This window comes from Burkholderia theae, from assembly GCF_048565265.1.
GTDB lineage: Bacteria > Pseudomonadota > Gammaproteobacteria > Burkholderiales > Burkholderiaceae > Burkholderia > Burkholderia theae.
The window spans coordinates 976,313-995,020 of sequence record NZ_CP183462.1 but is presented as its reverse complement, the minus strand read 5'-3'; the positions used below and the strand labels follow the sequence as shown (position 1 = coordinate 995,020).

The 18,708-nt window shown below is 68.2% G+C and carries 17 protein-coding genes and 1 pseudogene; 7 read left to right on the top strand and 11 right to left on the bottom strand.

The features are described from left to right. Nucleotides 1-48: 48 nt before the first annotated feature. Nucleotides 49-927 (bottom strand): MipA/OmpV family protein, encoded by an 879-nt coding sequence (locus tag ACN22W_RS21960; RefSeq protein WP_419689390.1) that lies wholly within the window; start codon nt 925-927, stop codon nt 49-51. A 389-nt stretch (nt 928-1,316) separates the two neighbouring features. Between ACN22W_RS21960 and ACN22W_RS21955 the strand changes: the two genes are divergently transcribed. Then, nucleotides 1,317-1,565, top strand: a complete 249-nt coding sequence (locus ACN22W_RS21955; RefSeq protein ID WP_419689389.1) for a hypothetical protein — start codon at nt 1,317-1,319, stop codon at nt 1,563-1,565. A 168-nt stretch (nt 1,566-1,733) separates the two neighbouring features. On the opposite strand, the gene ACN22W_RS21950 is transcribed toward ACN22W_RS21955, so the two are convergent. Together ACN22W_RS21950 and ACN22W_RS21945 are read right to left on the bottom strand one after the other, a co-directional pair. After that, a complete protein-coding gene (locus ACN22W_RS21950; RefSeq protein WP_412024573.1) occupies nt 1,734-3,533 on the bottom strand; it encodes a methyl-accepting chemotaxis protein in 1,800 nt (599 codons plus the stop codon). Nucleotides 3,534-3,862: 329 nt separating this feature from the next. Beyond that, complete coding sequence (locus ACN22W_RS21945) at nt 3,863-4,120, bottom strand: DUF3562 domain-containing protein (protein ID WP_129514872.1); 258 nt, start codon at nt 4,118-4,120, stop codon at nt 3,863-3,865. Nucleotides 4,121-4,675: 555 nt separating this feature from the next. Here ACN22W_RS21945 and ACN22W_RS21940 point away from each other — a divergent pair. After that, nucleotides 4,676-5,113, top strand: a complete 438-nt coding sequence (locus ACN22W_RS21940) for a hypothetical protein (protein ID WP_419689388.1) — start codon at nt 4,676-4,678, stop codon at nt 5,111-5,113. A 457-nt stretch (nt 5,114-5,570) separates the two neighbouring features. Here ACN22W_RS21940 and ACN22W_RS21935 read toward each other — a convergent pair whose 3' ends face one another. The 5 genes from ACN22W_RS21935 to ACN22W_RS21915 all read right to left on the bottom strand — a co-directional run bounded on the left by ACN22W_RS21935 (nt 5,571) and on the right by ACN22W_RS21915 (nt 11,103). Beyond that, nucleotides 5,571-6,506 (bottom strand): universal stress protein, encoded by a 936-nt coding sequence (locus tag ACN22W_RS21935; RefSeq protein ID WP_419689387.1) that lies wholly within the window; start codon nt 6,504-6,506, stop codon nt 5,571-5,573. A 208-nt stretch (nt 6,507-6,714) separates the two neighbouring features. Then, nucleotides 6,715-8,097 (bottom strand): amino acid permease, encoded by a 1,383-nt coding sequence (locus tag ACN22W_RS21930; protein WP_419689386.1) that lies wholly within the window; start codon nt 8,095-8,097, stop codon nt 6,715-6,717. A 443-nt stretch (nt 8,098-8,540) separates the two neighbouring features. After that, nucleotides 8,541-9,566, bottom strand: coding sequence for a DedA family protein/thiosulfate sulfurtransferase GlpE (locus ACN22W_RS21925; RefSeq protein ID WP_343493848.1), 1,026 nt, complete (start codon nt 9,564-9,566; stop codon nt 8,541-8,543). Between the two features lie 187 nt (nt 9,567-9,753). Further along, nucleotides 9,754-10,260 (bottom strand): cupin domain-containing protein, encoded by a 507-nt coding sequence (locus ACN22W_RS21920; RefSeq protein ID WP_129514867.1) that lies wholly within the window; start codon nt 10,258-10,260, stop codon nt 9,754-9,756. Nucleotides 10,261-10,632: 372 nt separating this feature from the next. Further along, nucleotides 10,633-11,103: a universal stress protein gene (locus tag ACN22W_RS21915; RefSeq protein WP_048244536.1), complete on the bottom strand. Its 471-nt coding sequence runs from the start codon at nt 11,101-11,103 to the stop codon at nt 10,633-10,635. Nucleotides 11,104-11,713: 610 nt separating this feature from the next. On the opposite strand from ACN22W_RS21915, the gene ACN22W_RS21910 reads away from it, so the two are divergent. Then, a complete protein-coding gene (locus ACN22W_RS21910; RefSeq protein ID WP_419689385.1) occupies nt 11,714-13,828 on the top strand; it encodes a PAS domain S-box protein in 2,115 nt (704 codons plus the stop codon). After that, on the top strand, nt 13,825-14,472 hold the full coding sequence (locus ACN22W_RS21905; protein WP_006755659.1) for a response regulator transcription factor: 648 nt from the start codon (nt 13,825-13,827) through the stop codon (nt 14,470-14,472). The genes ACN22W_RS21910 and ACN22W_RS21905 overlap by 4 nt, the downstream gene beginning before the upstream one ends. A 72-nt stretch (nt 14,473-14,544) precedes the next feature. Here ACN22W_RS21905 and ACN22W_RS21900 read toward each other — a convergent pair whose 3' ends face one another. Next, the gene (locus ACN22W_RS21900; RefSeq protein WP_193100572.1) at nt 14,545-14,949 is read right to left on the bottom strand and encodes a lysozyme inhibitor LprI family protein; all 405 of its coding nucleotides are present in this window, start codon (nt 14,947-14,949) and stop codon (nt 14,545-14,547) included. Between the two features lie 343 nt (nt 14,950-15,292). Here ACN22W_RS21900 and ACN22W_RS21895 point away from each other — a divergent pair, with 343 nt between their 5' ends. From ACN22W_RS21895 to ACN22W_RS21885, 3 genes are read left to right on the top strand one after another with little or no spacing between them, the layout of a single operon-like run. Then, nucleotides 15,293-15,895, top strand: a complete 603-nt coding sequence (locus ACN22W_RS21895; RefSeq protein ID WP_419689384.1) for a DUF1326 domain-containing protein — start codon at nt 15,293-15,295, stop codon at nt 15,893-15,895. 23 nt (nt 15,896-15,918) lie between these two features. Beyond that, nucleotides 15,919-16,707, top strand: coding sequence for a DUF2182 domain-containing protein (locus ACN22W_RS21890; protein WP_419689383.1), 789 nt, complete (start codon nt 15,919-15,921; stop codon nt 16,705-16,707). 8 nt (nt 16,708-16,715) lie between these two features. After that, nucleotides 16,716-17,609: a DMT family transporter gene (locus ACN22W_RS21885; RefSeq protein WP_419689382.1), complete on the top strand. Its 894-nt coding sequence runs from the start codon at nt 16,716-16,718 to the stop codon at nt 17,607-17,609. Between the two features lie 76 nt (nt 17,610-17,685). On the opposite strand, the gene ACN22W_RS21880 is transcribed toward ACN22W_RS21885, so the two are convergent. Together ACN22W_RS21880 and ACN22W_RS21875 are read right to left on the bottom strand one after the other, a co-directional pair. Further along, entirely contained in the window at nt 17,686-18,279 is a 594-nt protein-coding gene (locus tag ACN22W_RS21880) for an SCO family protein (protein ID WP_419689381.1), read from the bottom strand. After that, nucleotides 18,272-18,704, bottom strand: a pseudogene (locus ACN22W_RS21875) (hypothetical protein); the annotation flags it as partial. The pseudogene ACN22W_RS21875 and the gene ACN22W_RS21880, both read right to left, overlap by 8 nt. Between the last annotated feature and the right edge of the window lie 4 nt (nt 18,705-18,708).

The following is an 18,708-nucleotide window of genomic DNA, read 5'->3' as shown; positions in this document are numbered from 1 at the left end:
ATTTGTACAGGTCGGAATCATATCAAATGTGACGCTGCCCGGCCCCGGTCAGAACTGGTAATTCACCGACATGTCGAACACGCCGTTGGTCGACTGCTGCGTGATCGGGCTGCGCGCCGCGCGGCCGACGAGCTGTTCGATCGCGCCGTCGATCGTGACGAACCAGTGCTTGTTCACGAACCAGGCCATCGTCACGCCCGCGCCGACCGACTTGATCCCCGCGCCCGACGAATAGGCGGGCAGCCCCGAACGCGCGGCGGCGCCCTGGTTCACGCCGAACCAGCTGTTCATGTAGCGCGAATCGGCGAACGACACGGTCGGCCCCGCGAACCAGAAGAAATGCTCGTTGCTGCCTGGCAGCGGCATGTACGCGGAGAAATCGCCGACCCAGCCGTTCGAGCCGCCGATGCTGCGCCGGATATCCGCACGCAGCACGAGCGGAAATTCCTTCGAGATCACGTAATCGGCCGCCAGTTTCATCACCGGCGCCGCGTTGATGTTGTCGAGGCCGTTCAGGTGCTCGGTGTCGTCGGCCGAACGACGCCCGAGGTCGTAACCGACAGACAGGCTTACGCGCCAGTTCGGCCCGCGCAGCACGTTCGCGCCGAGCCCCTCGCCCGTCGACAGGAAGAACAGGTCGCGATAGCGGATGTCGAGATTCGGGCCGCCCAACACGCGATAACGGTCGGAGCCCGCATAGCGCGGCTGCAGCGTCATCGCGGCGCCCACGCTGATATCCCAGGTGGAAATGTTCGGGTCGTACAGTTTCTCGAGCGGCACGCCCGCCGAGTATTGCCACTCGCCGAGCGGCGAAGGCGTCTGGGCCGACGCGTCGCGTGTGCCGGCCGCGGCGAGCGCCGCGCAGGCCGACAGGCCGGATACGAACCGGCGTGCGCCGGGTGACAGCAACGGGCGATCAACAGTCATCAAGGCGGTCTCCGTCGGTTGCGCGAAACGAACCTGAGGGAAAGCGCGTCGCGCCTCCTCGGCTGCAGCCATTGGCAGCCTGCGGTGCGAACGTAGTGTGCGCTGAATTAACGAACATCCTACGCGACGCGCGCGCAGACGCAAAGCGCCCGCTGTGCACGGGCACCTTGCCGCATTCCGGAACGAACCGGTAACGCGTGATGGAATCGGACGCGTTCGCCGTGATAGTCGCGAATTCGTCGCCGCAACCGTTCGCGTCGTAACGTATCCTTTTCGAGGATGGATGCATCACGATGTCCTCTCCGTTTCAGCGGCGCGCAGGCATCGAGCGGCCGATGCCGGGCAGGCACGGCGCTCGCGCGCTGCATCACCGACAAGGAGGTTCGACCATGAACGTTCAAGTCCCCGGCCGCCGCGACGCCGTGTCACCGGCTGCCGGACTGTTCCGGCTCGCCACGTCGCGCCCGCCACCCGAAGACAAGACGGAAGAACGAATCGACGAAGGGCTCGAAGAGTCGTTTCCGGCCAGCGACCCGCCCGCCGTCGGCGGCGCGACCCGTATCGACCCCGCCAAGCCGGCTGACAAGCACGAACGTCGCGCGCCGCACGTCCCGCCCCCGCCCCGCGATCAGGGCTGACGGCGGTACCCGGCCCGTACAGCGTTTCATCGCGGCGACGCTGTGCCACTTCGACGACAACGAGCCGCGCGACGAAGGCGCTTGGGATCAACGCACTGCAACCGGCTCGCGCTGATGCGCGACAACGGCCGCTCCTGACCGGCGCGGCCGCGTCCTGCGCGGGACGCGTCACGCGACCTTGAACCGCCCGACCGTGGTCGCCAGCGCGTTTGCCTGCGACTGCAGCGCGGTCGCGGCGGCGGTCGACTGTTCGACGAGCGCCGCGTTCTGCTGCACCATTTCGTCGAGCTGCGTGACCGCGCGATTCACCTCCTGGATGCCGCGCGTCTGTTCGTTCGCCGCGTGCGTGATCTCGGAGATGATCGTCGTCACGTTCGACACGTTGGAGACGATCTCGCGCATCGTGTCGCCGGCCTGGCGCACCTGCCCGGACCCGGCCGACACGCTCGCGACCGTCGATTCGACCAGCACCTTCACTTCGCGCGCGGCCTGCGCGCTGCGTTGCGCGAGGCTGCGCACTTCCTGCGCGACGACCGCGAAGCCGCGGCCCTGCTCGCCCGCGCGCGCCGCTTCGACGGCCGCGTTCAGCGCGAGGATGTTGGTCTGGAACGCGATACCGTCGATCACGCCGATGATGTCGCCGATCCGGCCCGACGCTTCCTCGATCTTCTCCATCGTCGCGACGACGTCCGACACGACCACGCCGCCGTGCGACGCGATCCGCGACGCGGCCGCCGCGCGTTCGTCGGCCTGACCGGCCGCCGCGGCCGACTGGCCGACCGTCGCGGTGATCTCTTCCATCGACGCAGCCGTTTCCTCGAGGCTCGCCGCCGCCGATTCGGTGCGCGACGACAAATCCTGGTTGCCTGCCGCGATCTCGTTCGCGGCCGTGCGCACCGATTCGCTCGCGTCGCGGATCTGGCGCATCACGTCGTTCAGCTTGTCGACGAAGCTGTTGAACGAGCGCGCGATGTCGGCGACTTCGTCGCGGCCATCGGCCGGCAGGCGCTGCGTCAGGTCGCCGGCGCCCGAGCCGATCGCGGCCATCGCCTGGCGCACCTGCGACAGGCGGCGGAACGCGGTCGCGGTGATCGCGCCGATGATCAGCGACGCGACGCCGACGATCACGACCAGCGTGATCAGCGACGCGGTCAGCAGCGAGCGCATCCCGGCCGTCGCTTCGGTCTTGTCGAGCAGCACCAGCGCATACCAGTCGGTGCCCGGCACGGGCCGTGCGCGCACCAGCTTCGCGTCGCCGCCGACGCTCACCTCGACGGGCGCATTCGCCGCCGCGACCGACGCGGCACCCATCGCGCCGAGCTCGGGCGACACGTCGGCGACCGCCTTCAGCGTGAGCTTCGGGTCCGGGTGCGCGACGATGTGGCCGCTGCTGTCGATCAACATCCCGAAGCTCGCCGGCGTCGGGCGGATCGATTTCACGTTGGCGATCACGCTGTCCATCGCGACGTCCGCGGCGACGACGCCCTTCAGCGAGCCGTCGCGCAGGATCGGCACCGCGAACGTGACCACGAGGTTACCCGTGCCGGCGTCCACATAAGGCGGCGTGACGACCGGTTTGCCGGCCTGCGCGGCCTGCTTGTACCACGGGCGGCCGGTCGGGTCGTAGTCGGGCGGAATGCCGGTCGGGTCGGAGAAGCGGAACGCCTTGTCGGCGTAGCCCGCGTAGACGTTCGTGAAGCCGCCGGCCGCGGCCATCTGCTTGAACACCGGCAGCGGATCGGGCGCCAGCGCGGCATCCTGCAGCGATGCGATCATCCGGCTCCGGGTGGCGACCCAGTCGGCGATCCCGACCACGTGGCCGCTCGCGACGGAGGTCAGGTTGCGGTCGATCGCGTCGTCGTTGTACGAGTGTGCAATGAAATAGTTGATCAGCGTGGTGGCGACGAGCGCGAATACAACGATGGCGACGCACGCGGCGAGGATGCGGGCGCGGATGGACGAGAGCATGGCAACGACTCGGTAAGGGAGCGCGAACGCCCGGTGGACGAATTCACCGGGTAAACGGCAATCGCGCCACATACTTGAGGCCGTTGTGACAATTCAGTGAAATGTATGACAAAAGGCGCCGGCGACTGTCAGCGTATCGTCAGGATGGTTGCGCCCGGCTGACGCCCCGCGCGAAGGCTGCCGAGCGCGGCAACCTGCGTGCGGGAAGCACCGGCGTTTCGGGTCGGCCGGTTCGTCGTCGGCCGCCTGCATGAAGGTCGAGCGGGATCCGGCCGCGGCGCGGCGACGGAACGGGTAACGCCCACGGCGTCAGCCGCGGCGAGCGCCCGTCACAGACGATGGCTCGGGCGTGGATCGGATTCCGTGGGCGGTGCACCGGCCGGCGTGTCGTTGTCGACGAGATCGCCCTGCTGGCGCATGCGTTCGCGCAGGTGCCGGATCGCGAACACATGGATGTAGTCGTGCACGCGCGCGCCGGACGACAACACGCGCACTTCGTCGTCGAGCATCGCGCGCAACTGATCCGCGTCGATCGCACGCTGTTCGGCGGCTTCCTTGAGTGAATCGAGCAAATTGTCCTTGGACATCGACGGACTCCTGACGGTCGAGGAACGAAAAGATGACGGTACCGGAAGCTTAAAGACTGGACGGCCGCGCGGCGTGCGATGCGCCGGCGTGTGTTTGCGCGCGATCAACGGCACGTTGCGTGCCGCCGTGCCGATCCGTCCCCGGACCGCCGCGCATGGTTCGCGGCGCAAACTGCCCGCGAACGAGACTGGAAACCCTGCCACGCCACCCCGGGGCGCGGCACCGGCTGACGGGCGAGCGGTGGAACGCCGCACGACGCCGATGCAGTGGGGAACTTAGACTGGCCGAAATCATGCGTCAAGCGACGTCCGACGCACGCCGTTCATTCGTCGGAATGAATGCGCCGGGTCGCCGCCGCACCGGCCGATCGGCCGCCGCGCGTGTCAGTGGATTCCGATACGCGCCGCGCAATACCTGACAGCGACTTCAGCGCGCGCCGCTTGGCAGCGCGCTCTCGACGCACGATACTGGCTACATGAACGAAACGTTCATACCGGGTCATCGCTCAGCCGGCCGTCGAGCCGGCATGCGGGGTCCGGCGCAGGAGACCAACCATGAAAAAACATCGCAATATTCCGGGCCGGGACGGCCAGCGGCGCGCGACGTGCAACGCGCGTGCCCTGCCCGCCCGGGCCGAGTCGGACGGCAACCGCCCGGCCGACGATCTCGACACCTTGCTCGCGCTCGCACGCGAAGCCGGGCTGCTCGTCACGCTGGACGGGCAGATCGGCCGCGAAAAATACCAGAGCGTCGCGGGATCGCTACTCTCGCTGCAACGGTTCGCCGCCGCACTTCGCGCGCGGGCCGCAGCCGACGCGCCAGCCGTTTCGGAGCCTCGCCGCAAGGCGCGCCCCGGCTGGCCGCACGCGAACCGTCTGCGCAACCGTACGTGCAGCGTGTGTGCGCCGCTTCATGCCATGCGTCAACACCCGCGTGTCCGCCGTGGCGCCGCCCGTCGGCACGACCTGCGGTCGATTCCTCGCATCACTTGAGCGTGCAGGCAGCCAGCACGGCACGAAGCCGTGTCATGGCTGCATCCCGCACTCTCCTCTGCAACGCCTGCCGCGTGCCGTGCACGGACGGCAGCGCCACACACGCCGCGCAACTCGGCGGCATGCACAACGATTCCTGCGAAGAAAGAAAGCTGACGGGGCCAACAACATAAATGGGGAAAGCGGACGGGGTGACTTGCACCCCGCCCGTCCTCCAAGGCAGCCGGTGGCTGCCTACCCTCGTGCCAGAGAGTTCTCGGTCGGATGACGCGCCATTCGATGCATGGCACGGCTCCGGAAGTGATGTGATCGCTGCTCGCGCTCATGCGTGGTTGTCGCTACGCTTGCACGACAGACCGGCTGCGTCGCCGGATGTTCCGTCAATGTCTCACGCGATAAACACGCCATTTCTGACGCAAGTCAACTCAAGCCCGCTTTGCGCTCGACACCGCGCGATTCACTCGTCCCCGCGCACGAGCAGCACCGGCACTTGCGCGAGGTGCGCAACACGGCGCGCGACGCTGCCGATCAGCCAGGCGGCGAGGCCGCGCCGGCCATGCGTGCCGACCACCAGCAGCTCCGCACGCCAGTGCACGGCGTCGCGCATCAGCGCATGGGCCACGTCGTCGCTCGTCGGGCGGGTCTCGACGACGCCGCGCTTGGTCGGGTTCCCGGTCGCATGAAACAGCGGGCCGATCTTCGCCAGCGCATCCTCGCCCTCCGCGCGGTACGCATCCTCGAGCGCGCGCACCGGCACGATATCGGTCAGACGAACCGCGCGATCGATCACGTACGCCGCGTACAGCAACGTCGTCGGCGCCGCGAAGCCGAGCCCGACGCGCACTGCGTGCAGCGACGGCTCGCTACCGTCGACCGCGAACATCAGCCGCTGCAGCGTGCCGTCCGACGGTCGCGCATAGGTGGCCGGCACGATCAGCAGCGCACAGCGCGCGCGCGTCGTCAGCGTGTCCGACACCGCGCCTTCGACGAGCCTCAGCAGCCCGTGATGCGGATTCGCGCCGACCATCAGCACGTCCGCGCGCCACGCCGACGTGTCGTTCACCAGCGCATCGGCGACCGAGCCGCCCGTGACCGACGTATCGACGATGGTCTGCTCGACTTCGATACCGCTGTCGGCGAACAGCGCCGCGATTCGCGCGTTGATGGCGTGCGCGTCTCCGATCATGTCCTCGCGCGCGGACGTCAGCAGCGCGTCGATGCGCGGGATGTCGGGCAGCACGAGACGCGGATTGTCGATTGCGCAGATGATGCGCAACCGCATGCCGGGACGCAGCAGCGTGCGCGCATAGCGCGCGGCGGACAGCGATTCGGGCGTCGGATCGACGGCCAGCGCGATCCGCGCGAGTGTCGGGATGGACTGGGCAGGCTGCATGGCGAAGGCCTCCGTGCGTGCGCGTCGCCGCGGAACGATGACGGGAACTTCGCGCGGAAGCGGCGCGCGGCGGCCGGACAGCCGCCGCGGTCGCAGGGATCGGCGGGTAGCCACGCGAAGCGCGGACAAGCGATTTGTTCAGCATAGGACGTCCGGCCCGCGCGCGCATGATCGCGATCAACGATCGCGCGGCCCCTGCCCGCGCCGCTTACGACTTCGTCGGCATCGATGCCGCCGGCCGGTTCGCGTAGAACAACGCATACGCGATGCCGAGCAGCACGATCCATACTGGCCCGATCACGAGCGCGATACGCGTGTCGGGCGTGAATGCCATCAGCACGACGACCAGTGCGAGAAAGCCGAGCGCGACATACGAACCGAGCGGATAGAACGGCACGCGGATCGGCAGGCGCGCGATCTTGTCGGCCGACAGCGTGCGGCGAAAGCGCATCTGCGCGATCAGGATCACGCACCACGTCCAGATCGCGCCGAACGTCGACACCGACGTGAGCCACGTGAACACGTGCTGCGGCGCGAGATAGTTGAGCAGCACGCCGATCAGCAGCAGCGCGACCGACACGATCACGCCGTACACCGGTACGCCGTTGCGGTTCACGCGACCGAGCTTGCTGGGCGCCTGGCCCTGCTGCGCGAGGTTGTAGAGCATCCGCGCGGTGCTGAACAGGCCGCTGTTGCATGACGACAGCGCAGCGGTCAACACGACGAAGTTGATGATGCCGGCGGCGGCCGGAATGCCGAGCCGCGAGAACGTCATCACGAACGGGCTGCCCTGCGTGCCGATCTGGTCCCACGGATAGAGCGACATGATCACGAACAGCGCGCCGATGTAGAAAATCAGCACGCGCCAGAACACCGAGTTCACGGCCTTCGTCAGCGACTTTTCAGGGTTGCGCGCCTCGCCGGCCGTAAGACCGAGCATCTCGACGCCGAGATACGCGAACATCACGATCGGCAGCGCGCCGATTACGCCGCCGATGCCGTTCGGCATGAAACCGCCGTGCGCCCACAGGTTCGAGATGCCGGTCGCGACGCCGCCGTTGCCGATACCGAACGCGATCATCAGCCCGCCGCCGATGATCATCAGCACGATCGTGACGATCTTGATCAGCGCGAACCAGAACTCGAATTCGCCGTACAGCTTGACCGCGATGAAGTTCACCGAGCCCATCGCCATCAGCGCCGCGAGCGCCCAGATCCAGTTCGGTATGCTCGGGAACCACATGTGCATATAGACGCCGACCGCCGTGATTTCCGCCATGCAGGTGACGATCCACACGAACCAGTAGGTCCAGCCGGTCAGGTAGCCGGCGAGCGGGCCGAGGTAGTCGCGCGCGTAGCGGCTGAACGCGCCGGCGACCGGATTGGTGATCGCCATCTCGCCAAGCGCGCGCATGATCAGGAAGATTGCGATGCCGCCCAGCAGGTAGGTCAGCAGGATGGCCGGGCCGGCCGTGCGGATCGCGGTGGCCGAACCGAGGAACAGGCCGACGCCGATCGTCGCGCCGAGCGCCATCAGGTTGATGTGCCGTTCTTCCAGCCCGCGGTGCAACTGGTCTTCTGGTTGTTTCAAGTTCGTCTCCTGGCAGCCGCGCGCGGGCCGCCATCATTGTGTCGATGTCAATGCGCGACCGTTCATGCCGATACTGGCAGCCGAAAACGAAATAATCCCCGCCGTCGATTTCCAAATGAGAAACGACTCGGATGTTGCGTCAATCCGATGGGAATCGCCGCGGATTATCCGCATTTTCCGGAACAATCCGGAAAACGGATCGGGCCTTTCACGGAATACGTCCGTGCGGCCCGTGCGACGCGGCTGTGCGCGTGACGGACGGCAACGGGATCAATCGTTTTCGGCGCGAACGAATGCGCGTCGAATGTGTGCAATCAAGCACACGCAATATGCAGGCGGGATTATAAGAATGATCAGACGTTTCACGCCAGCCGATTTTCGTAAAAATCGCACCGGGTGAAACGGATGGGGGAATTGAAATGCGCGCGACATCGCGCGCGCATTTATTTGGACAGCGTCGCGCGCACCGTATATTCGCCTTCGAGCGCCCCGTGTTCGGGACGCACGAAATAACGCGACGCATCGAGGTCGGCCGGCAGCGGCTCGACCGGGAAGCCGTGCTTCTCCCACGCATCGAGGCCGCCCTTCAGCGCCCGGATGTTGTGGATCATCTTCTTGCGCTGCATCTTCGCGATCAGGCGCTTGGCCGTGGCCTCGTTCGGGCACACGCAATAGACAACGATCGGCCGCTTCAGCAATTCCGGGTCGAGCAGGTCCGGCGAATCGAGATCGACCGGCACCGCGCCGGCGATCCGGTACGGCTCGCGCTCGCGAATCGCTTTCGGCCGCGCGTCGAAGATCAGTGGCGGCTCGTCCGACGTCATCATCTCGACCAGCTGCGGCGGCGAGATGCGCACCTGGGCGAGATAACGGCGGAACTGCACGCGACGCACCCAGCGGTACAGCAGGAACGTGATGAAGATCGCGAGGAACGCGTCGAGGATCGTGCCGCCGCTCGCGCGCACCCACAGCACGAACTGCACGATCTGGTCGTGAATGGCCGCGCCGCCGATCAGCCAGAACGCGGCCCACAGCGACGCGCCGGCCAGATCCCAGAACAGGAACACGCCGATGCCTATCGCGGTCGTGCCGAGCAGCGGCGCCGACACGAGGCCGAGGCCCGGCAGGAATTTGGACAGCACGAGCAGCGGCGCGCCGTATCTTTCGAATACGTTACGCGCGAAGCGCAGCGTCGTGTCGAGCGACAGCGAGAAGCGCACGAGGCCGTTCAGCAGGCGCCGGCCGCGCGTACGGCCCATGAAGAACCACAGCGAATCGGCGAGCATCGTCGCGCCGATCGCCGCCGCGAACATGCTGGTCCACGACGCCTGCCCCATTGCCGCCATCGTGCCGCCGAGAATCAGCATCGGCACGGCCGGCACCGGCACGCCGAGCTGCGTGATCAACACGCTCGCGAACACGGCCCAAGGGCCGAGCGACGATGGAATTGCAATCGGAAAGTGCCACACGGCGGCGCTCCTGGAAGACATGCGGGCCGTGCGACCGGGGGCGTCGGGACGGCTGCGCAACGGCCGCCGCGGCACGTCCGCAGCCGACCTTGTGCATGACGGGCATTCTAAACGGGTTTGGCCACAATCGCGCGGAACACACGCCGTCCGCGCGGGCTTCGGGCCGCTGCCTGCACCGCTGTCGCGCTCACGCGTCCGGACGCGGCGCGAGCTGGGCGACGTGTTCCGCGTAGTCGGGAAACGCGGCGGCCAGCGTGGCCGGATCCGCCAGCTCGAATTCCGCGAACTCGAACCCCGGCGCAACCGTACAGCCGACAAGCGCGACGTGCTCCGGCAACGCGCAGCGCGCGCCGAACCAGCATCCGGCCGGCACGACCGCCTGGAACACGGTGCCCGGATGCGTGAGCGGGTTGCCGAGCCGGTGGATCGTCAGCCCGTCGCGCTCGTCGAGCACCCACACTTCGATCGGATCGCCCGCGTAGAAATGCCAGACCTCGTCGGAACGGATCCGGTGCCACGACGAATAGGCGCCGTCGCACAGCAGGTAGTAGATCGCGGTCGACGCGGCGCGCGGCGCGCCGTCGGCCGGCCGCACGACCGCATCGGTCGCGCGGTAGGTTTCGCGGAAATAGCCGCCCTCGGGGTGCGGCTGCAGGTTGAACTGGCGAATCAGGTCGGCGGCGGAAATCGGCATGGCGGATGACGTCGGTAAGGTAAGGAACCGGGCATCCGGCGTACGGCCCCGTTCATCGCGGATGCGACCGGGTCGGCTACTGACGGATGCCGCAGCGTCGATCGCCGCGGCCATGCACGCGGCGAAGAAGCGGACACCGGTCGATGCTGCCAGAACTGCGTGTCGGGATGCAACCGCGGGCGCGCAAAAACGCCCATGCGTGCGCATCCGGGGCGCCCTCGTCCCGACGACGCATGCGTCGAACGCGACAGGCGCACTCGCGCGCGGTGCGCCGATCGGCGCGTCGCGCGTTTCATCACGCAGACATCCGGCGAACGCGAGCGGCAGTCCCCTGCCCGCGATCGCTGATGCGTCAGCGCCTCACCGCGTGCATCACGCGGCCGTCGGCGCGGCCGGCTCGTCGTGCCGCACCAGCAGCACGGGCCGGTCGGCCGCGCGCAGCAGCGATTCCGCGACGCTGCCGAGCAGCAGCCGGCGCAGCCCGTGCCGCCCGCTCGTGCCCATCACGATCAGGTCGGCGTCGGCTTCGGCCGCCGTGCGCATCAGCACCGTGGCGACGTCCTCGCCGTATGCGTCGAGCGCGCGCACGGAGCCCTGCACGTGCTGCTGCTCGAGCACCGCTTTCGCGGCGTCGAGCACCGGCGTCGCGGCAGCGGTGGCGGCCGCATCGCCGTCGCGCTCGGCCGCGAAGCCCGCATCGACGTCGACGAGCTGCGGCCGATGCTCGACAACGTACGCGCAAGTGACCTCGCCACCGGACGCCGCTGCGATCCGGATCGCCTCGTTCAGCGCGAGACGCGCGCTCGGGCTGCCGTCGAGCCCGACGAAAATCCGCTTGTACATGGTCCGTCCCTCCGACCGGACACGCGTCGCGCGTTGCGCAACGGCGGCCCGTTACCGCAAGCCGACCCGGTGCCGACTTGCCTGCCGAACAGTCTGCTCCACGTGCCGACGCGCCTCTTGATGCGCGTCAAGCGCGGCCGGCACGCCCGCTGCTCCGCACCGTTTGCCGCATTTTCAGCTGACCCCATTACATAAAAAGTGTAAAACGCGCACAATTTCATCTTGAAAACAGACGTTGCACGCAGCCGGTGCGAGTTTTGCCCGGTTTTGCCGCGCTGCCCGAGTGCTAAGGGCCTGTTCACGCTAATAACGGACTTGCGAACGTGCCTTGCCGGCTGCAATGCAAGGAGTGAGGAGCGCCGTTTGGCCGAGCCAAACAAGCGACGATCGACGCCGCAGTGCGGCCGGCAAGGCACGTTCCCCTGATTTGATAGAACATTTTTGTGGGGCTGGCCACCAGAAGGGCCGATCGCCGCGTCATGCTCCTCGCGAATACGCTGAGTATTCGCATCGTCGCATTCCTTGCGCTCGGCCCTTCTGGTGGCCAGCGCAAGCCCGTTATTAGCGTGAACAGGCCCTTAGGCTGCCCCGACAACCGAATGACCATCGAATGACCGCCAGTGGAACCCCGACGCGTGATGCCCGAGGGCCCACGCGCCTCCAGATCATGTTACGCCAGCCGCTCGCGGCCGGCGTCGTTGCGCTATGCGCCGGCGCGGTGCTGTCGCTCGGCGTCGCCCTGCTGGTGCGCGAGCAGTGGCAAGGCGCCGTCCGTACACGCTTCGAACGCCGCACGACGCACGTGACCGCGATGCTGCGCCACGAACTGCAGTCCGGCGTCGCCGTGCTCGAAGGCGCGCGCGGCGTGTTCAATCTCGTCCCGGACATGACGTCCGAGCAATGGCGCCGTTATGCGGAGACGCTCGATCTCGACAGCGGCCGCTCGCCGGTCCGGCAGATCGGCTATGTCCCGCTGCCGCCCGCGACGCGCAATGCCCTCGCCGGCGCGAGACCGATGCCGGCGGGCGCGTTCGCGGCCGCGACGCTCAGCGCGCCCGCATCGAGTTCGTCGGTCGTGCGCTTCGGCACGTCCGACGCCGCGCCGCTGGCGCGCGCGCTGCAGTCCGGCGACATCGCGCTCGGCGTCCACTCGGCCGACGACGACACATCCCGCGACGCGCGCACCCTCACGCTGTTCCTGCCCGTGACCACCTCGCCGCACGCGGCCGCCACGCCGTCCGGCACGCGCGAAGCCGGCGCCGACGGGGTGCTGTTCGCGGCGCTGAGCCCGCGGCGCCTGGTCGAGCGCGCGCTCGACGCGGAACGCGGGATCGACCTGTGGATGACCGCCGGCGGCGATCGGCGCGCGATCGTCAGCGTCGAGACGACGACCGACGAGGCGTCGACGTCGCCCGACCTGTTGCGGCGCACCGAGGAACTGAATTTCGGCGGCACCGTGCTGACCCTCGCCTATTCCGCGGACGGCCGCCCGAGCGCGACCGGCGCGCAGCGCGCGGCCGGCACCGTGCTCGCCGCGGGACTGATCGCGTCGTTCGCGTTCGCGGCACTCGTCCATGCGCTGGTGCGCGGCCGGTCCAGCGCCGCGGCGGATGCCGGCGCGAGCAGCCGCGGCATCCTCAACGAGGCGCGGATGATGGGCATCATCCGCTCGTCGATGGAAGCGATCATCACGATCGACGAGAAGCAGACGGTCGTGATCTTCAATCCGATGGCCGAGCAGGTGTTCGGCGTGTCCGCGATGGAGGCGATCGGCGCACCGCTGTCGCGCTTCATCCCCGAACGGTTCCGCGCCGCGCACGCGAAGCACGTCGACCAGTTCGGCGTGACGGGCGTTTCCGAGCGGCAGATGGGCCGCCAGCGCGTGCTGTTCGGGCTGCGTGCCAACGGCGAGGAATTCCCGATCGAGGCATCGATCTCGCAGATCCGCGATGCGTCGGGCAAGCTCTACACGGTGATGCTGCGCGACATCACCGAGAGGCTGCGTGCCGAGAACGCGCTGAAGCGGTCGCGCGAGGAATTGCGCGAACTGTCGGCGAACCTGCAGAACGTGCGCGAGGAAGAAAAGACCCGCATCGCGCGCGAACTGCATGACGATCTCGGCCAGCAACTGACCGCGCTGAAGATGGACCTGTCGGTCGTCGAGCAGCAGTTGCGCGTGCCCGGCCGCGCGCAACCCGACGAGGACGTGCAGTCGCACCTGCAAGGCATGCGGCGGCTGATCGACGCGACGGTCGCATCGGTTCGGCGCATCGCGGCCGACCTGCGGCCCGTGATGCTAGACGATCTCGGCCTCGTGCCCGCGATCGAATGGCTCGCGAACGATTTCACGAACCGCTACGGAATCGATGTCGAGCGTCACGTCGAAACCGGCGGCCTCACCTTTACCAGCGCGGGCGCAACCACGCTGTTCCGCATCGTCCAGGAAGCGCTGACGAACGTCGCGCGCCATGCGGATGCGACGCGCGTCGCGCTGCGGCTCGACGTCGAGGAAGGCTTCTGCGTGTTGCGCGTCGCGGACAACGGCCGCGGCGCGGCGCCCGGCGGTCCGGCCCACGAGGACAAATCGTTCGGCCTGATCGGCATTCGCGAACGCGCACACATGCTGGGCGGCACCGTGACGATCGACACCGCGCTCGCGCGCGGTTTCTCGATTACCGTGTCGTTTCCGCTCAGTACCGTTCAACAGGAATCGCTTATCTCATGATCAAGGTGCTCATCGCCGACGACCACACGCTCGTGCGTGACGGTCTACGACACATCCTCCAGAACGCCACCGGATTCGAGGTGGCCGGAGAAGCCTGCGACGGCCCGTCGACGATCGCGCTCGTGCGTTCGACGCCCGCGCAGGTGCTCGTGCTCGACCTGTCGATGCCGGGCCGCAACGGCGTCGAACTGATCAAGCAGATCAAGGACGAGAAGCCCGCGCTGCGCGTGCTCGTGCTGACGATGCACGCGGAACAGCAATACGCGGTGCGCGCGTTCCGTGCGGGCGCGTCGGGCTATCTGACGAAGGAAAGCGCGAGCGCCGAGCTGGTCGGCGCGGTGACCAAGGTGGCCTCGGGCGGCGTCTACGTGAGCCTCGCGATGGCGGAGCAGTTCGCGCAGAGCCTGAACGAGCCGGCCGAGACGTTGCCGCACCAGCGGCTGTCCGACCGCGAATTCGACGTGTTCCGGCGGATCGCCGCCGGCCAGACGCTGACCGAGATCGCGCAGGCGCTGTGCGTGAGCGCGAAGACGGTCAGCACCTACAAGACGCGGATCCTGGAAAAGATGCAGATGCCGCACGAAGCCGCGCTGGTGCGTTACGCGATGCGGCACAAGCTGCTCGACGAAACGGACGACGTGTAACGAACGATGCCCAGCAGCGGATCGCTGGATTGACCGGCCGCGACATTCGGCCGGTTGCACCGAGCGCGCCCGTTACTTGGCAGGCACCGGACACGCGAGGTCGCCTTCCTCGCAGGACAGATAACCCTTCAGCGTTTCGGTGCGCGCCTTCGTCAGATCGTCGAGGCAGGTCGACACGACCATCGGATACACGCTGCCGCCCTCGGCGTTCGCGCTGGAGAAATTGCATTCGGCATCGCGGTACGCGATCCACGCGCGCTGCGCATTCACCAGTTTGTCGGCAAGCGGCCGCGCATCGCGCAGGCGCGCGGTGACGGCCTGGTAGGTCCGGTTCAACTCCCCGTCGGATTTCTTGTACGCGCGGTCGGCACATGCCGTCATCGCCGCCTGATCCGTCGCGTCCGCACAATTCGTCTGCGCATGGGCGACGTTCGCCGCCAGTGCCAGCGAGCACAGCAGACCGGTCAAGACACGCATGGATGCTCCTTGTTGTTCGTTGAGGTCGTGGAACCCGGTGCGGAGCCTGACGCCCCAGCCGCGCCTCGGCGCGCGGCGACACCGTCCGCGATGCTAGCGCACGCGCGATCGCTTGTCAGCCGGCATCATGCGCGCCGGCTTGCATATCGTTCACGCACGCCTACACTGGGAAAATCGATACGCCGCATCAGGCCCGTGCTATCGCATCCATCCCGTCTCCGCTTCCGCGCATTCCTCTGCGCATTTCGCGTTCGTGCCGCCGAGCGGGCGTGACGTTTGTTTCGTCAGCCGGTTTCCTCCGTCCTGCGCCACGCGCAATCGCCGTCGCTCTCTGGAGGAAATCATGAGCTATCACCTGGAAGGCCGTCTGCTCGAGGTCTGCAACTGTCGCGTACTGTGCCCCTGCTGGATCGGCGAGGATCCTGATTTCGGCGTGTGCGACACCATCGTCGCCTGGCATGTGGACAAGGGCACGGTCGACGGCGTCGACGTCGGCGGCAACACGATCGCCGCGGTGTGCCGCGTGCCGGGCAATATCCTGCAAGGCAACTGGACAGCCGCGATTTACGTCAGCGACACGGCGTCCGAAGCGCAGGAGCAGGCGCTGCTCAAGGTCTACACAGGGCAAGCCGGCGGCCCGATCGCCGAGCTCGCGAAACTGATCGGTACGGTCGTGTCGATCGAGCGCGCACCGATCCGATTCGACGTCGAGGGTGCACGCGGCACACTGTCGATCGGCACCGACTACCACGCGGAACTCGAGCCGTACCTCGGCCCGAGCGGTGCACAGACGACGCTGACCGATACCGTGTTCTCGACCGTACCCGGCGCCCCCGTGTTCGTCGGCAAGGCACCCGTCTATCGATCGAAGAATGCGGCGATCGGCATCGACGTCGATCTGAAGAATCACAACGCGTTGCAGAGCACGTTCCTGTTCGACGCGTGAATCGCGGTCGCACGGAAACCGCCATGGCAGCGTCGCTGCACCGGCGCCTGTTTCCGCTTGTGCTCACGAGCCTCGTTGCATTCGCGTGGGTCACGTTGTGGGCGTGGACGCGCAGTCCGTACGGGCGTTATCTCGAGCACGGCGACGGCGACGCCTCCGCACCGTTCAGCGTGCTTTGTCGCGCGCTGCCGGGCGGCGCGTTATGGCTGCCGGCCGTGCTCGACGCGGCCGCCTGGACGCTGATGATTCTCGCGATGATGCTGCCGACGACGCTGTCGTTGTTCGACGCGTTCGCGCGCGTCGTCACGAGCCGCCCCGACCAGACGCGCCTGCTCGCGCTCGTCGGTGTCGGCTACGTCGCCGCGTGGAGCGGCTTCGGCCTCGTCGCGCACGGCCTGCATGCCCTTGTGCTGACAGGCGTTGCGCATGTGCCGGCACTCGCGTGGCGCGGCTGGTTGATCGGCGCGGCCGTGTTCGCGCTCGCCGGCGCATTTCAGTACAGCAGCCTGAAGGAACGCTGCCTGGACCGTTGCCGCACCCCTTTCAGTTTCGTGATCAGCCACTGGCGCGGTCGCGCGCCGCTGCGGCACGCGTTCGCGTTGGGCGCAAGCCACGGGCTCTTTTGCGTCGGGTGCTGCTGGGCGCTGATGCTGCTGATGTTCGTCGTCGGCGCCGGCAGTCTCGGCTGGATGCTGTCGCTCGCCGCGCTGATGGCCCTTGAAAAGAACGCGACGTGGGGACGGCAACTCACGGCGCCGCTCGGCGCCGCGCTGTTCGGTGTGGCAGTGCTGATCGTCGCGAACCACGCGTGAGGCCCGCGATGCGCCCGCCCGCCTCCGTGTTCGCGCTGCACCTGCGGCCGGGCGTGCGGGTCGTCGCGCTGACGTCCGTCGCGATGCTCGCATTCGCATCGAATTCGCTGCTGTGCCGGCTCGCGCTGCAGGCCGGGCGGATCGACGCGGCCAGCTTCGGCAGCGTGCGACTCGTGGCGGGCGCGCTCATGCTCGCGATCATCGTGCGCACGACTGCGCGACGGCCCCCGCCACCCGCGGACTGGCCCGCGGCGGCGATGCTGTTCGCCTATGTCGCATGCTTCTCGTTCGCGTATCTGACCGTCAGTGCGGCAACCGGCGCGCTGATCCTGTTCGGCGCGGTGCAACTGACGATGTTCGCGTGGGGATGGCGCGCCGGCGAACGATTCGCCCCGGCGGGCTGGGCCGGCTTCGGCGTCGCGCTCGGCGGGCTGCTGTATCTCGTGTCGCCGGGGCTCGCGGCGCCGACGCCGCAAGGCGCCGCGCTGATGACCGTCGCCGGCGTTGCATGGGGTATCTATTCGATTCGCGGCCGCGAGCCTGCCGATCCGGTCGCGGCGACCGCCGGCAACTTCCTGCGTGCCGCACCGCTGGCGCTCGCGTTGAGCGCCGTGCTCGCCGCCCGCATCCACCTGACGCCGGCCGGCGTCGCGCTTGCCGTGCTTTCCGGTGCGCTCACATCAGGCCTCGGCTACGTCGTCTGGTATGCCGCGCTGCGGCACCTCACGGCCATGCGCGCCGCGGCGATCCAGTTGTCCGTGCCGCCGCTTGCCGCGTGCGGTGCCGTGCTGTTGCTGTCGGAACAGCCGACCTGGCGGCTTGCGCTTGCATCGGTCGCCATCCTCGGTGGCGTCGCGACCGTGCTCGCGACCCGTGCCCGTCACGCGAGCACCGCGCGGTGACGCCAGGCAGGTGCACCACGTACACCCCGGCTCATTCGGGCGTGCAGAAACACGCGTGTCATCTTCGGCGCGCTGCTCACGCGCGCCGCAAGATGTCCGCGACGGATTCGGCTGACGGCAATTCGTAGGTCCGCCAGATCAGCGCGCCAGCCCGGTCGACTATCTGGACCTGCGTGCTGTGATTGTCGAGCCCCGTGAGTCCGCCGCCAAACAGCGCCTGCAATACGTCCACATCCTTCAGTTCCGGCGCGGCCGCGATCCAGCCCGGCCTCGCATCGAAGCGTGCGAGCCACGCGCGCATCCGCGCGGGCGTGTCCTCGAGCGGACTGACGCTGAGCGACAGCAACTGCACGTCGGGATGCCCGCGCGGCCCCAGCAATCCTTGCACGCGCTGGAACACGGCGCCCTGGATAGGACAGGTCGACGAACAACCGGTGAAGAATAGCTGCAATGCCGTCACCCGGCCGTTCAGCAGCGCGCGCAAACGGGTCGCGCGGCCGTCTGCCGTGTGTACCGGTACGTCCGGCACCGGTACCGGCGGCGTGACGCGCCCGCCGTGATAACCGACGATCGGGACGGCGGGCGCCGGGCCGGGTCGCAGCGCCGCCAGCGCGAGCGCCGCCGTCAGCCACGCGCGCCGCCGACGGGCGTGCTCGTCCAGCGCGCTCATGCCCCGCCTCCGTTCAAATATCGCCAGAGCGCCGTGCAGTCGCGTTCATTGAGCGTGTAGCGCGGCATCTCGACGTTGACGAGGACATAGGCCGGATCGAGGCCGGTGCGCAGCAGCGCGCAGAAGGCGTCGCGATCGTAGCGCGTCAGCGGGCCGCCGCGCCGGCCGCGCGGCGCAGTCCGCCAGTCGTGCGTGAGACGCGGCGCAAGCGAGTTCGGCACGGCGGGCCCCGCGCCCGCCGCATGGCAGTTCGCGCAGCGCACCCCGGGCGGCGGCAGGCTGTCCGGATGCGTCGACAGCCGCCCTTGCAGCGGCGCGGCGCCGTCGAAGAGCGCCTGACCGCGCGCGGGAGCGTCGCCGGCTGCGGCGGCGCTGCCGCCGTACATCGCCGTGGCGACGCACGCGCCTGCCAGCCGCGCCGCCACGCGC